9 protein-coding genes are annotated in these 13,816 nt (G+C 67.8%); 1 reads left to right on the top strand and 8 read right to left on the bottom strand.

Going from position 1 to position 13,816, the window contains the following annotated elements:
• Positions 1-157: 157 nt before the first annotated feature.
• The 5 genes from ACFPPA_RS00005 to ACFPPA_RS00025 form a co-directional block, all read right to left on the bottom strand.
• Positions 158-499 carry a hypothetical protein gene (locus ACFPPA_RS00005; RefSeq protein ID WP_377316013.1) on the bottom strand — a complete coding sequence of 114 codons (342 nt, stop codon included), beginning with the start codon at positions 497-499 and terminating at the stop codon, positions 158-160.
• A 319-nt stretch (positions 500-818) separates the two neighbouring features.
• Entirely contained in the window at positions 819-1,148 is a 330-nt protein-coding gene (locus ACFPPA_RS00010; protein ID WP_377316015.1) for a hypothetical protein, read from the bottom strand.
• A gap of 708 nt (positions 1,149-1,856) precedes the next feature.
• Entirely contained in the window at positions 1,857-3,920 is a 2,064-nt protein-coding gene (locus ACFPPA_RS00015) for an oxidoreductase (RefSeq protein WP_377316017.1), read from the bottom strand.
• A gap of 5 nt (positions 3,921-3,925) precedes the next feature.
• Positions 3,926-5,251, bottom strand: coding sequence for an amino acid permease (locus ACFPPA_RS00020; protein WP_377316019.1), 1,326 nt, complete (start codon positions 5,249-5,251; stop codon positions 3,926-3,928).
• A 4-nt stretch (positions 5,252-5,255) separates the two neighbouring features.
• Positions 5,256-6,575: a Xaa-Pro dipeptidase gene (locus ACFPPA_RS00025; RefSeq protein WP_377316021.1), complete on the bottom strand. Its 1,320-nt coding sequence runs from the start codon at positions 6,573-6,575 to the stop codon at positions 5,256-5,258.
• Between the two features lie 146 nt (positions 6,576-6,721).
• On the opposite strand from ACFPPA_RS00025, the gene ACFPPA_RS00030 reads away from it, so the two are divergent.
• Entirely contained in the window at positions 6,722-7,879 is a 1,158-nt protein-coding gene (locus ACFPPA_RS00030) for a DmpA family aminopeptidase (protein ID WP_377316023.1), read from the top strand.
• A gap of 11 nt (positions 7,880-7,890) precedes the next feature.
• Here the strand turns inward: ACFPPA_RS00030 and ACFPPA_RS00035 are convergent, their stop codons facing one another.
• Genes ACFPPA_RS00035 through ACFPPA_RS00045 form a run of 3 tightly spaced genes read right to left on the bottom strand, consistent with a single transcriptional unit; the run spans position 7,891 to position 13,815 of the window.
• A complete protein-coding gene (locus tag ACFPPA_RS00035; RefSeq protein WP_377316025.1) occupies positions 7,891-9,945 on the bottom strand; it encodes a S9 family peptidase in 2,055 nt (684 codons plus the stop codon).
• The gene (locus tag ACFPPA_RS00040; protein WP_377316027.1) at positions 9,942-12,485 is read right to left on the bottom strand and encodes a CehA/McbA family metallohydrolase; all 2,544 of its coding nucleotides are present in this window, start codon (positions 12,483-12,485) and stop codon (positions 9,942-9,944) included. The genes ACFPPA_RS00035 and ACFPPA_RS00040 overlap by 4 nt, the downstream gene beginning before the upstream one ends.
• 4 nt (positions 12,486-12,489) lie before the next feature.
• Complete coding sequence (locus ACFPPA_RS00045) at positions 12,490-13,815, bottom strand: acetyl ornithine aminotransferase family protein (RefSeq protein ID WP_377319408.1); 1,326 nt, start codon at positions 13,813-13,815, stop codon at positions 12,490-12,492.
• Position 13,816 lies beyond the last annotated feature (1 nt).

Genomic DNA, 13,816 nt, shown 5'->3' on the forward strand with positions numbered 1-13,816 from the left:
CATCCGATCACACGGAACCACCAAAATGGCCTCGTCGAACAACGCGATTCGACTGCCGCCGTTTTGGCCGTCTATCCGTTCGCGAAAAGGACTTTTTCTACAGCCTCAACGCTGGAGTTAAGCGGCGCGCGTCAGCGCGTCCGCCTTGAACGAGATGTTAGGCCTCGACGAATGTGCCGCCCGTAGCGAAGTGGCGAACAAGTGACATGGCAAGAAAACCATAAACTGTCTCGGGTGGAGAGTCGTTGGGCACGTAGCGAATGTGTGTGGCGGAGTACGAAGTGCCGAGCTCTTGGTTGACTGCTGCAAGCCCTTCAAGAACGGCCACTAAAACCTTGTTGAGATCGAGAGTCTCGTGGTTGAAGGAGCGGCGACCAGGCAAACACTCCACGACTGGAGATGCTGCGGCGCCAGTGCTGAGGCGCAGCTGCAGCAGATTGTCGTGCGAGCCTGTGATGCGAGCCACGCTGAGAAGATCACCTTTGCGTACAAACTGCATATGAGGCCTAACGCTGGAGTTAAGCGGCGCGCGGCTTTTCGCGCGTCCGCTTGGACGAGATGTTAGACGGTTGCGACGCTGCACGCTCGGGCGACAACAACGAGCCGACGAGCGAAAAGCATGAGCAACCGACTACCCCAAAACAACCAGCTCTGAAAGCTGCCGGCTTGCCGCGATGCTACGGAAAAAAGCTGCTGAAGCGAAACACTGCACGTTGCCGCGAGGCTGGACGAAGAACACCAAACAAAAGACCTACACGGCTACCGACTAACGCTGGAGTTAAGCGGCGCGCGGTACGCGCGTCCGCTTGGACGAGTAGTTAGGCAACAGGGTCACCTAGGGACAAGTGTACGTTCTGATCGGCCGCCTCGTGACCTAACGAGTTGATGACATCTAGAGCTTCAGCGGATACACCTTCGCAACAACTCACAAAGATGCGAACCTGACCTTTGCCGTACTGGTCGATGAAGTCGCTGCCGGTGATGGCGCTGAGGTAGCCACGAACCTTTCTGGCGAGGCGTGAAAGAGTTTCCGCGGAATTGTCGAGAGGTCCGCTGCATGCAACGACAGTATCGATGCCTCCATCCTTGCGGACACCGATGATATCGAACAGGTCGATGTCTGCGATTGGCGATTCGGGAAGACTCATGCAGTGCCTAACGCTGGAGTTAAGCGGCGCCGGTACGGCGTCCGCCTTGAACGAGTAGTTAGGTGTGCTAGCGAGCGACGGAATACGCCAGACAGGCCACCAACCCGATAAGTAGCGCAGCTAAGACTACGGCAATTTTGTTACCCACGGGGCTGCCCGCCACGTATGACTCTGGCCTCTCGTATAGCTGCCGCCACTGAGCGTAAAGCTCAATGCCGAGAGCGATGAACAAGGGCAGCGAAGCCAGCACAAGCAAGAATTTGAATGCACCAGAATCCGAGTCTGAAGGGGCTAGCCATAACGCAATTGGCCAGGTAACCAAGGTCAGTGCCGCGACTTTCCATTTCACCGCAACATTCACGAGACACCCAACGCTTAGTAGACCCCAAAAGTGGGGTGTTGCGCCGAGTATGCGCAGGCTGTGAATGGCCGCGCAAGGCTCAGGTCTTCCAGCTTGATCAACGACTTGTGCAGCCGCTGGAGTATTTTCGACGTATCGGGGTAGCTGCGTTATGCGGCAATTGTTGGGGTGTATGAGTTACGCAGGCAGAAGTGGGGGTGTAACAGCCCCCGAAATGCTGTCTGAGCGGGATTCGGGTGTGTGATCAAAGTTCCGCATACCCAGTCCACTCAAACAACTTCATCCCCTGACTTCCGCGCCTTTGCTGCCTGGGTGACGCGCCGTCTCGTCTGCTCGGCGAACGCTCCTCATCCCGGCGCCGCGCTGTGGAAGTGCCGCTTGAACGACACCTCGCCCGTCACCGGCTCTTCCAGTTCCCGCGCATAGCGATGCCCCGCGTATACCGCATGCGCGATCAGGCCGGGCGCTTCGGCGTCGCCGATGCAGCGCAGGGTGCGGATGCCGGCGTCGGGCCAGCTGGCTTCTCGCAGCAGCAGGTCCTGGTACAGCGCGTCGTGCGGCAGGCGGGCGGTGATGGTGACGATCGCGTCGCAGCCAAGCTCGCGCCGGTGGCCGCTCCATACGTCTTCCAGGGTCAGCGTGGTGCCGGTGAAGCCGACGATGTCGTGCGACACGATCGGTTCGATCCCGAGTTCGGCCAGGCGCATGCGGATGTGCCGGTAGTCGAGCGTGTGCTGGCTCCACGGGGCGATGTTGTCGTCGGCGGTGAGGTAGGTCACGTCGCAATCGTGCTGGCGCAACGTCTCGGCGATCACGCTGGCGAGATAGAAGCCGTCGTCGTCGAGGACGACGACGCGGCCTTCGGGCAAACGGCCGTCCATGATGTCGTCGGGGGTGAACACGCGGGGGTTGCCGGCAAAGCCGGCGATGCCCAGGCCGTTGCTGCGGCCGTAGCCGTCGCGGCGCCAGTGGCAGCCGGTGGCGAGCACCACGTGTTCGGCGGCGAAGTCGAGCACGTCCTGCGCGCTCATCATCGACTCGCGGTAGATCGCCACGTTGCCCATCTTGTTGATCTGGCCCGTGCGCCAGTCGCGTACACGCGCCCATTCGGCCAGGCCCGGCAGGCGCGCTTCGCGGGTGACGCGGCCACCGAGCTCGCGGCGCGCCTCGGCCAGGCTCACTTCGTAGCCGCGCTGGCCCAGCGCGCGGGCGGCCTCGAGTCCGGCCGGGCCGCCGCCGACCACCAGCACGCGGCTGGCCGAGCGCTTCGGCGCGATCCGTTCGGGATGCCAGCCCTTGCGCCATTCCTCGCCCATGGTCGGGTTCTGCGTGCAGCGGATCGGCGAGATCGTCATGTCGCCGGAGACGCAGATGTTGCAGCCGATGCATTCGCGGATGTCGTCGATGCGACCTTCCTCGATCTTCCTCGGCAGGAACGGGTCGGCGATCGACGGGCGCGCGGCGCCGATCATGTCCAGCACGCCGCGCTTGAGCTGCGCCACCATCGTGTCCGGCGAGGTGAAGCGGCCCACGCCGACCACCGGCTTGCTGGTGGTCTTCTTGACGAAGGCGATGAACGGCTCCTGCGCGCCCTCGGGGGCGAAGCGCGAGGGCACCGAGTCGTTGTACCAGGCGGCGACGTTGACGTCCCACAGGTCGGGCAGTTCGGCCAGCATCCCGACGATGTCGTGCGCTTCGGCCAGCTCCACGCCGCCGGGCCCCAGCAGCTCCTCGGTGGCGAAACGCAGGGCCACGCCGCAGGTGTCGCCGACCGCGTCCTTCGTGTCCTCGAGCACCTCGCGCAGCAGGCGCACGCGGTTCTCCAGCGAGCCGCCGTATTCGTCGCTGCGCTGGTTGCGCCGGCGCTGCAGGAAGTGCATCGCCAGCGACAGGTCATGCGCGGCATACACGTAGATGATGTCCATGCCGGCCCGCTTGCCGCGGATCGCCGCCTCGCGGTGCCAGCGCCGGTATTCGCGGATGTCGTGCTTCGTCATCGCCCGCGCCTGCGAGGGATAACCGTATTTGGACGGCTGGTGCGAAGGCGCCAGCAACACCTCGCGCGAGTACAGGTTCGACGCGGTCGGGCCGTTGTGCGACAGCTCCAGCGCGGCCAGCGCGCCATGCGCGTGCACCTTGTCGCACATCAGCGCCAGCGCGGGGATGTCGCGGTCGTCCCACAGCCGCGCCTCGACGTAAGGCGTGAGGTCGCCGCTGGGATGGATCTCGCATTCCTCGGTGGAGATCACCGCCCAGCCGCCCTCGGCCTTGATCTCGCGCATCGCCGCATGGGCCAGCGGCATCGCGTGGCCCATGCCGTTGCAGTGCGGCACCTGGAAGAAGCGGTTCTTCGCCGTCACCGGACCGATCGCGACCGGGGTGAACAGAATGTCGTAACGCGGGTCGCGCATCGTGGTCAGACCTTGGCGGTGAGTGTGGCCCGGCGGCGCAACCGCATGAACGCATAAAGCGGCAGGCCGGCCGCGCCCAACGCCAGAGCGTACAGGAACGGTTCGCGCCCGATGCCGATGAAGGCGAAGATCACATACAGCGAGGCGATGCCCGCCACGAGCAGCACGTTGCGCCCCACGCCGGTCACCACGCCGCGCCGCCACAGCACGGCCAGTCCGATCGCGCAGCACAGGTACAGCGGCAGGTTCGCCGCGGTGACGACGCGGGTGAGGAAGGTGAACGCGGCCACCAGCGACTGGCTGTAGCTCATCCAGATCATCACCGAGGCCAGCGCGCCGGTGACCAGCAACGCCACCGCCGGAGCGCCGTGCCGGTTGTTGCGCGAGAACACCGCCGGCAGCACGCCGTTGCTTGCCATCGTGCGGGTCAGCTCGCCGACCAGCAGGGTCCAGCCGTTCAGCGCACCCAGCCCGCTGATCACCACGAACAGCGCCAGCCAGCGGCCGAAGCCGACGCTGCCGAAGCGATCCATCAGCAGCGAGAACGGGGCGCTCGCGTCGGCCAGTTCGTGCTGGTTGATCAGCAGCAGCGGCACGGTGGAGACGATGATGTAGATGATCGCGGTCAGCACCGTGCCGGCCATGGTGGCGCGCGGAATCGTGCGGCCGGGGTCGTCCACCCGCGCCGCCGGCACGCTGGCCGATTCGATGCCCAGCATCGCGAACAGCGCGATGGTCGACGCCGCCATCACCGCACTCAGGGTGATCGGCGTGCTGGGCGGCTGGGCGACATAGCTGGCGGGCGAGGTGACCAGCACCCAGCCGCCGAGCAGGGCGATCGCCAGCATCGGCAGCAGTTTCAGCGCGGTGGTCACGATCTGCACGCCGCCGCCGGTGCGCACACCGAACAGGTTGACGATCACCAGCGACCACAGCAGCCCGCCGGCGAACAGCGCCGGCTGGATCGCGCCCAGCGCCGGAAACACCACCGTGATGTAGCCGACCACGCCGGTCGCCAGCGCGGCATTGGTCAGCCACAGCGAGACCCAGTACGCCCACAGCGCCATGTAGGCGGGCAGCTCGCCCAGGGTCTCGCGGATGTAGCCGTACGGGCCCTCGGCATCCGGCAGGGTCTGTGCCAGATGTGCGAACACCCGGGCCAGGGTGAGGCAGCCGAACAGGGTGATGCTCCAGCCGATCAGCGCGTTGAATCCGTACGGCGCCAGCGACGCGGGCAGCAGGAAGATGCCCATCCCGATCACGTTGCCCACCACCAGCGCGGTGCAGGTCCAGAAGCCGATCTTCTTGTTGTCGCTCGTGGCGGTCGTCATCGGCTCAGGGCTCCAGTGAAACGGGCTGGCCGATCTTCATCACGCCGCGCACCTGGCGCAGGCAGGCGATGTCCTTCAGCGGGTTGCAGGCGACCGCCAGCATGTCGGCGGACTTGCCCGGCGCGATCGAGCCCAGCTCGTTTTCCTTGCCCAGCAGCTGTGCCGCGTTGATCGTGGCCGAGCGGATCGCCTGCAGCGGGGTCATGCCGTAGCGCACCATGTAGGCGAACTGCCTGGCGTTGTCGCCGTGCGGGTAGACCCCGGCGTCGGTGCCGAAGGCCATGTGCACGCCGGCCTTGACTGCCTTGCGGAAGCCTTCGCGTTGCGCCTCGGTGGTCTCCTCGTTCTTGCGCAGGATCTCCGCCGACCAGCCGTCGCGGCGACCGACGGCCTCGATGTAGTCGCCGTCGTAGATGTCGGCCACCAGCCAGGTGCCGTGCTGCTTCATCAGCGCGATGCCCTCGTCGTCGATCAGCGAGCCGTGCTCGATCGAGCGCACGCCGGCGCGCACCGCACGCTTGATGCCTTCGGCGCCGTGCGCATGGGCGGCGACGAACTTGCCGCGCCGGGCGGCTTCGGTCACGGCGGCGCGAATCTCGGCCTCGCTGTACTCGGGTTTGCCCGGCTCGGTGCCGGCGGTGAGTACGGCGCCGGTGGCGATCAGCTTGATCAGGTCGGCGCCGTGGTCGAGGATCAGGTCGACGTGCCTGCGCACATCGTCCGGCCCCTTCGACACGCCGCGGCGGAACTCCGGTGGCACCCCGGTGCCGGGCGGCAGGCCGGTGATCTCGCCGCCGCCGCCAGGCACGGTGATGTAAGCCCCCGCGACGAACATCCGCGGGCCGGGAATCTCGCCGGCGTCGATCGCATCGCGCAGTGCGATGTCGGCGAAGCCGCGGTAGACGCCGACGTCGCGCACCGTGGTGAAGCCGGCCTGCAGCGTCTTGCGCGCGTTCATCGCGCCGATGAACGCCTGCTGCGCCGGGCTGATCTTCAGCGGCGCGCCGACGTCGGCGGTTTCCGCTTCCTCGGAGATGTGGGTGTGCATGTCCATCAACCCCGGCACCACCGTGTACGCGGACCAGTCGAGCTGGCGCGCGGTACCCGCGGCGGCCGCGCTCCACGGCGCGATCGAGCGGATGCGGCCGTCCTCGATCCGCACGGCCTGGTCGCTGAGCATGCGACCGCTGTCGACGTCGAGCAGGTGACCGGCGTGCACGACCAGCGATTCGCCCGCGAGGACGGCCGGGCTGGCGCCGAGCAGGGCCAGGCACAGGACAGGCGCCACAAGCATTGGCAACAGGGCGGAAGCAGGGGATTTCATGGCGTGACTCCGTGGTCGGTGGATGCCGTGCACAACAGTTGAGGGGAATGTCGAAAACCGATGTCGTGCCGGTCGCCACGACGGCCGGCACGGCCACCGTAGCGGATTAGACTGGCAGCACCATCGGCCACGGTTCCGGAGTATCCATGTCCCGCTTCCCGCTCGCGTTCGTGCTGTGTCTGTTGTGGGGCGTTGCCACGGCCAGTGAACCCCGTGCACGCGATCTCGGCGTGCCGTTCGATGGTACGCCGGGACCGCTCGACGCGATCACCGATGTCGCCGGCGTCACGGTCGGCCAGGTCACCCTGATCCAGGACCTGCCCAACGGCCACAAGGTGCGCACCGGGGTCACCGCGATCCTGCCGCGCGGACACGACACGTACGACATCCCGGTGTTCGGCGCCTGGTTCGCGCTCAACGGCAACGGCGAGATGACCGGCACCGCCTGGCTGCAGGAATCCGGCCAGCTGGAAGGTCCGGTGATGCTGACCAATACCCACAGCGTGGGCGTGGTGCGCGATGCGGTGATCGCCGAACGGGTGCGCGCCGGCGGCGCGGATTCGTCCGGCTACTGGTGGTCGCTGCCGGTGGTGGCCGAAACCTGGGACGGCGAGCTCAACGACATCAACGGCTTCCACGTGCACGCCGCGGATGCGGCCAGGGCCCTGCACGAGGCGAAGGGTGGCCCGGTCGCGGAAGGCAACGTCGGCGGCGGCACCGGCATGATCTGCCACGAGTTCAAGTGCGGCATCGGCACGTCCTCGCGCCGGGTGAGCATCGACGGGCACGACTACACCATCGGTGCACTGGTGCAGGCCAATTACGGTTTGCGCGACAGCCTGCGCATCGCCGGCGTGCCGGTCGGCCAGTACCAGCGCAACGACCGCATCTACAGCGACACCAACCCCCATGCCGCCGACACCGGCTCGATCATCATCGTCGTCGCCACCGATGCGCCGCTGCGGCCGGACCAGTTGAAGCGCATCGCCAAACGCGCCGGCATGGGCCTGGCGCGGATGGGCAGCTACGCCGGCAATGGCTCCGGCGACATCTTCCTGGCGTTCTCGACCGCCAACGCCCAGGCGCTGCACGACAAGCCCGTGCAGCAGATGAGCTTCATCGGCAACGACCATATCGACCCGCTGTTCGAGGCGACCGCGCAGGCGGCCGAGGAATCGATCGTCAACGCGATGATCGCCGCGCGCGACATGCAGGGCGACGACGGGCACTACGCCAGGGCGATCTCGCACCCGGCGCTGATCAAGCTGCTGAAGCGCTTCAAGCGCTACCAGCCGCCGCACTGAGGTCGACCGCCTCACCGGGCCGGTTCGACCGGTTCGAGGAAACGGGTGTACCAGTCCAGGTTGCGCTGCATCCGGTCGCGCACGTAGCTCGGCAGCGTCGGTTCGTGGTGCTGGCCGGGATAGACCACCAGCTGCGTCGGCACGTCGAGCGAACGCAGCGCCTGGTACATCTGCTCGGCGCCGATGCAGGGCACGTTGAAGTCGCGTTCGCCGCACTGGAACAGGGTCGGCGTGGTGATCCGGTCGGCATGCAGGAACGGATAGCTGGCCCGGTCCCAGGCAGCGCGATTCGCCCACGGCGTGCCCAGTTCCAGTTCGTACTCGCGGGCGTATTCGTCGTCGCCGTACATGCCGTACATGTTGCCGGTGCCGGCGCCGCTGATCGCGGCCTTGAAGCGAGTATCGCGGGCGATGATCTCGTCGGTGAGGATCGCGCCGTAACTCCAGCCGCCGATGGCCAGCCGGGCGGGATCGGCGATCCCCATCGCCACCACGTGGTCGACGCCGGCGAGCACGTCCTGCGTGTCCTTGTTGCCCCAGTCGGCATAGATCGCCCGGGCGAAATCGAAGCCGCGACCGGAGCTGCCGCGCGGATTCACCGCCAGCACGGCGAAGCCCCTGGCGGCGTAGACCTGCCAGTCGGGCATGAACTCGTGGCTGAACTGGTACACCGGGCCGCCGTGCACGCGCACGATGGTCGGGTAGCGCTTGCCGGGCACGTAGTCCAGCGGCCTGACCAGCAACGCGTCCAGCGCGGTGCCGTCCGGGCCCTTGAAATGCAGGGTCTCGCTGGGCGCCAGCCGCATGCCGCGCAGCCAGGCATTCTGGTCATCCAGCGGGCGCAGCCGACCGTGGTCCAGCGCCGCCAGGTCGTAGGGATGGGTGTCGTCGCCGCCGAGCAGCACGATGCGGCCGTTGGCCGACACATCGAGATCGACGTCGAAGCGGTCGCCATGGGTCAGCTCGGTGAGCTCGCCGCTCGGCAGGTCGATGCGCGCCAGGTGGGTCACCTCCGGCTGCTCGATCAGCGCAAGGATGCTCTTGCCATCGGGCGACCAGTGCACCTTGGTGACGCAGCGGTCGATCGGCGCCGGCAGCGTGGCCTTGCCGCTGGCCACGTCGATCACCGCCAGCTGCCACGGCGCGTAGTAGATCCACTTGTCCTCGCCGCTCTGCAGATAGGCGATGCGCCGGCTGTCGGGACTCCACGCGGGGCGGGTGCCCCAGTACGGATCGAGATCGGAGCCGGGAAAGGTGGTGAGCTGGCGTTCCTTCGCGCCGGCGTGCGGCGCGACCACGTAGATGTCGTAGTCCAGCGTGCGGTCGGGATCGGCGCCGCGCTTGGTGACGTAGGCGATCAGCTTGCCGTCGGGCGACCAGGCCGGCAGTTGCTCGTCGTGCTTGCCCGTGGTGAGCTGGACCGCCTTGCCGCTGGCGACGTCGACGAGATACAGATGCTGGTGCCGGCTGCCGAGCCAGCCGCTGTCGTCGTCCTTGAACTGGAAGCGGTCGGTGACGATCGGCGGCGGGTTCTTCGGCTTGCTCGCGCCCGGCGGAAATTCCGGATCGAAGGCGATCACCGCCAGCTGCTTGCCGTCCGGCGACCACACGAAATCCCTGACGCCGCTGGGAAGATTCGTGACCGGCCGCGCCTCGCCACCGTCGGCGGGCATCAGCCAGACCTGGGTGGTCGCCGCGTCGTCGCCCGCGTCGGCCTCGCGCTTGCGGTCGGACAGGAACGCGATGAACTTGCCATCGGCCGACCATTGCGGCAGCGACTCGTCGCTGTCCGGCGTGTGGGTCAGCCGGGCGCGTTCGCTGCCGTCGTAACGCACGCGCCACAGGTCCGATTGCGGCTGGTCGCGCGCGAGGTTGGCGCTGCTGACGGTGTAGACGACGGAGGTCCCGTCGCGCGACAGCGCCGGTTCGCTGACATCGGCCAGGCGGTTCATGTCGGCGACGGAGAAGCGCGTTTCGGCGGCGTGGGCCAGTGCCGTGCCGGAAAGCAGCACCAGCAGCGGCAGCCACCGTGTCGGGCCGGTGGACGGCCGGTAGAGTCGCTTCATCGGGCACCTCGTGGCAGTGCGGGCGCGGCGCCGCTGGCCAGCGCCAGGTACGCGTCACGCGCCTGGTTGAGATAGTCGAGCGTGGCGCGTTTCTCCTCGGCGGTGTTGTAGTCGTCGCGCGCCGAGGCGGCCTCGATCACCCGCTTCATCCACAGCGCGAACCACGCCGCATCGTCGCGCGCGCCGGGCGCCAGCACATGGTCGCCGAGCCAGACCGGGTTGGTGGTGGCGTAGGGATACAGATCGAGCAGCAGCGGGTCGGCGCCGTCGTTCCAGGCGCGCAGAAGCACCCAGCCGCCGGCGAGGTCGATGTCGCCCTCACCGTCGAAGCGGTGGCGGTCGCCGCTCAGCGTGAAGCGCTTGACCACCTTGCCGTTCTGCACCAGTTCCAGATGATCGACCGCCACCGGCGAGCGCAGCGCCACGCGGTAGTGATGCCTGCCGGGTGCGGCGAGGGTGTCGCCGGGCTTGGCACCGTCGAGCAGCAACCCGAGCAGCGGACCGTTGCTGGCGAAGCCATGACCGGCCTTGAGCGCCGTCAGCGCAGCGGCCTGGTCGAGCTGGCCGCCGGTATCGAGGAACACGCGATTGAGGCCGACCGGGCCGCGCAGCGAGGCGTAGTTCGCCATCGCATCGGTGCCGGCGCCGGTGGGCAGGTGGAAGCCCAGATTCAGCAGGCGGTACCACACCTGCGCGGTGGCCTTGTGGTCGGAGAAACCCATCACCTCGATGTAGTCGACCTTGCCGTGGATCACGTCCGCCGGCAGCTCGTCGGTGAGCACGGCGTCGTGCACCGGATCGGGCAGTGTGTCGAACGGATGCACGTAGCCGACCACGCCGCCCTCGGCGTGGGCCAGGTCGGCGATCACGCCATTGGTCGGATACGGGCTCGCCATCGCGGTGTGCCGGTACGAGGCAAAGCCAGGCATCAGCAGGTGGTCGTCGAGGCCGAGCAGGCCCAGGTGGCCCCACAGGCTGGTGTGGTATTCCTGCCCGTGCAGCACCAGGGTGCGCGCGGTGCTGGCCGGGTCAGGATCGGTGCGGAAGCTGGCGATGTCGGGGAAGCGCTCCTCCTTGTTGACGACGAGGTCCCACGCCAGGTCGAGGTCCTCGGCGCGCGCCTGCTGCGCGAGGTGGGCCGGGGTGTTGTGGTAGTGGCCGCCATAGTTCATGTGGATATGCAGGTCGGCGCTGATCCAGTCGCCGAACGCCGCCGGCAGCCGCTGCGGCTGCAGCTGCGCGCGCAAATGCGCTGCGCTGCCTGCCGCGGCGGTCACCGTCTGCTGCCACGGCGCATAGGCGAAGCCGTGCTGCACCAGGATGCGGGTGGGGCCCGCGGGCACATCCAGCGCGCACGGCGGCGCGCAGTCGAAGTAATGCGTTTCAGTTTTCTGCACGGCGCGATCGAAACTGTCGTCGGCCTGCATCCACGCCGTGCGCGGCGCATGGGCGCGACCGTCGCTGGCCAGCACGGCGACCCGTGCCGGCGTGCGTGCGCCGTGCTCGTCGACGATGTCGAGCACGAGATGCGCCTGCGGCTGCCGATAGCTGCGCTTCGTCGCCGCCACGGTACGGGTGGCACCGCCCAGCGCCTCGACCACGCGCAGCGCGGTGTTGCCGTCGCGGTTGTCGATGTAGGCGATGCGCTTGCCGTCGGGCGACCAGCGCGCGTTGCGGCGATCGAAGTCGCCGAAGCTCAGCGGCAACGGTGGCGCGCCCTCGGGCGTGGTCAGCCACAGCTGCTGCCACTGGCGTCCGTGGTAGCTGGAATACAGCAGTCGCTTGCCGTCCGGCGAGAGTTCCGGCTGCGCGCTCCAGCTGGTTTCCTCGCTGAGGATGCGGCGGCGATGGCTCGGGTCGTCGAGCGGCACCGACCACAGGTCGCCGGTGCCCAGGGTGATCTCGGGATTGCTGACGTAGTAGAGCGTCTTGCCGTCCGGCGACCACGACGGATTGATCGCGTGATCGAAGGCCGAGTAGTAGTAGCGATCGGTCGTGCTCTTGCGTTCGCCGAGCAGCATGTGCGCGTGGTGCAGGCCGGCCGCGTCGAGGTCGGCGACGAACAGGTTGAAGTGGCCGGTACCCCGGGTCGACACCCATGCGATCCGCTTGCCGTCCGGCGACAGCCGCGGCTCCACGTTGACCGCGCCGCCCGAGGTCAGCGCCTGTTCGTGCCCGCTGGCCAGGTCCAGCTGCCACAGCTCGACCGCGTTGCCGTCGTAGCGGGCGAACACCACGCTGCGGCCGTCGCGGGCGGCATCGGGCTGGTAGTCGTAGGCGCGCGCGGGATGGGTCAGCTCGGTGGCGCTGTCGCCGTCGATGCGCTGGCGCCACAGCGAACCGGCCATGCTGTAGACCAGCGTGTCGCCGTCGGGGAGGAAGCTCGCCGACGACGGCCCGGTGGTCAGCTGGGGCAGGTACAGCTCGCGCCAGTAGTAGCTGTGCGGCAGGTCGACCTGCTTCAGCACGGGTTCGCGCGCGGCCTGCGCCGCGCCGGCGCACAACAACAGGGTGAACAGGACGGGCAGGCGACGGCGCATGGCTTCAGCCCCCGGCCAGTGCCTGGTCGAGACTGAGCCGCAGCAGCGCGACCGCCTCGTCGATCTGCGCCACGCTGACATTCAGCGGCGGCATGAAGCGCACCGTGCTGGTGCCGCAGGACAACAGCAGCAGGCCATTGTGGAAGGCCCGGGTGATCACCGCATCGCACAGCGTACGCGCCGGCGTGCGCGCGGCGTCGTCCTCGACCAGTTCCATGCCGATCATCAGGCCCTTGCCGCGCACCTCGCCGATGCACGGGTGGTCGGCCGCCAGCTCGTGCAGGCGCGACATGAAGTGCGTGCCGACCTGCGCCGCGTTGTCGGCGAAGACGCTGGAGACCAGGTCGATGGTGGCGTTCGCCGCGGCGCAGGCGATCGGGTTGCCGCCGTAGGTGTTGCCGTGCGCGCCGCGCTTCCACTGCGACATCAGCGACTTCTTCGCCACGATCGCACCGATCGGCAGGCCCGAGCCCAGCCCCTTGGCCAGGGTCATGATGTCCGGTGCCACGCCCCAGTGTTCGCAGGCGAACATCTTGCCGGTGCGGCCGGTGCCCGATTGCACCTCGTCGAAGATCAGCAGGATGCCGTGCTGGTCGCACAGGGCGCGCAGGCCGGCGAGGAAGCCGTCCGGCGGCACGATGTAGCCGCCCTCGCCCTGGATCGGTTCGACCAGGATCGCCGCGACCTCGGACGCGGGCACGCTGCGCTCGAACAGCATGCGGATGTAGTCGAGCACCGCCTTGCCCTGGTCGGCGCCGGCGAACAGCGGCCGGTACGGATTCGGATACGGCACGTGGGTGACGCCCGGCATGGTCGGCGCGTAGCCGATCTGCTGGGTGTACTTGCTCGAGGTGAACGACAGCGAGCCCATCGTGCGACCGTGGAAGCCGCCCAGAAAGCCGATGAAGCGCTGCCGTCCGGTGACGTAGCGGGCCAGCTTGAGCGCGCCTTCCACCGCCTCGGTGCCGGACTGGCACAGGAAGCTCATCGCCGGGCCGCCCATCGGGGCGACCTTTGCCAGGCGTTCGCCCAGGCCGACCATCTCCTCGTGCCAGTAATCGCTGGAGATGTGCAGGAACTGATCGGCCGCTGCCTTCACCGCCGCCACCACCCGCGGATGGGCATGACCGGTCGAGCACACCGCGATGCCGGCCGCGAAATCGAGGAAACGGTTGCCGTCCACGTCCCAGACCTCGGTGCCTCGGCCGTGCGACATCACGAACGGGTAGTCGCGCGGGTACGACGGCGAGATCACCTCGGCGTCGCGGGCGATCATCGCCTGGGCCTTCGGGCCGGGCAGGGCGGTCTTGATGTGGGCGGCATTCGGCATG

It is taken from the genome of Rhodanobacter ginsengisoli (assembly GCF_042657065.1).
Lineage (GTDB): Bacteria > Pseudomonadota > Gammaproteobacteria > Xanthomonadales > Rhodanobacteraceae > Rhodanobacter > Rhodanobacter ginsengisoli.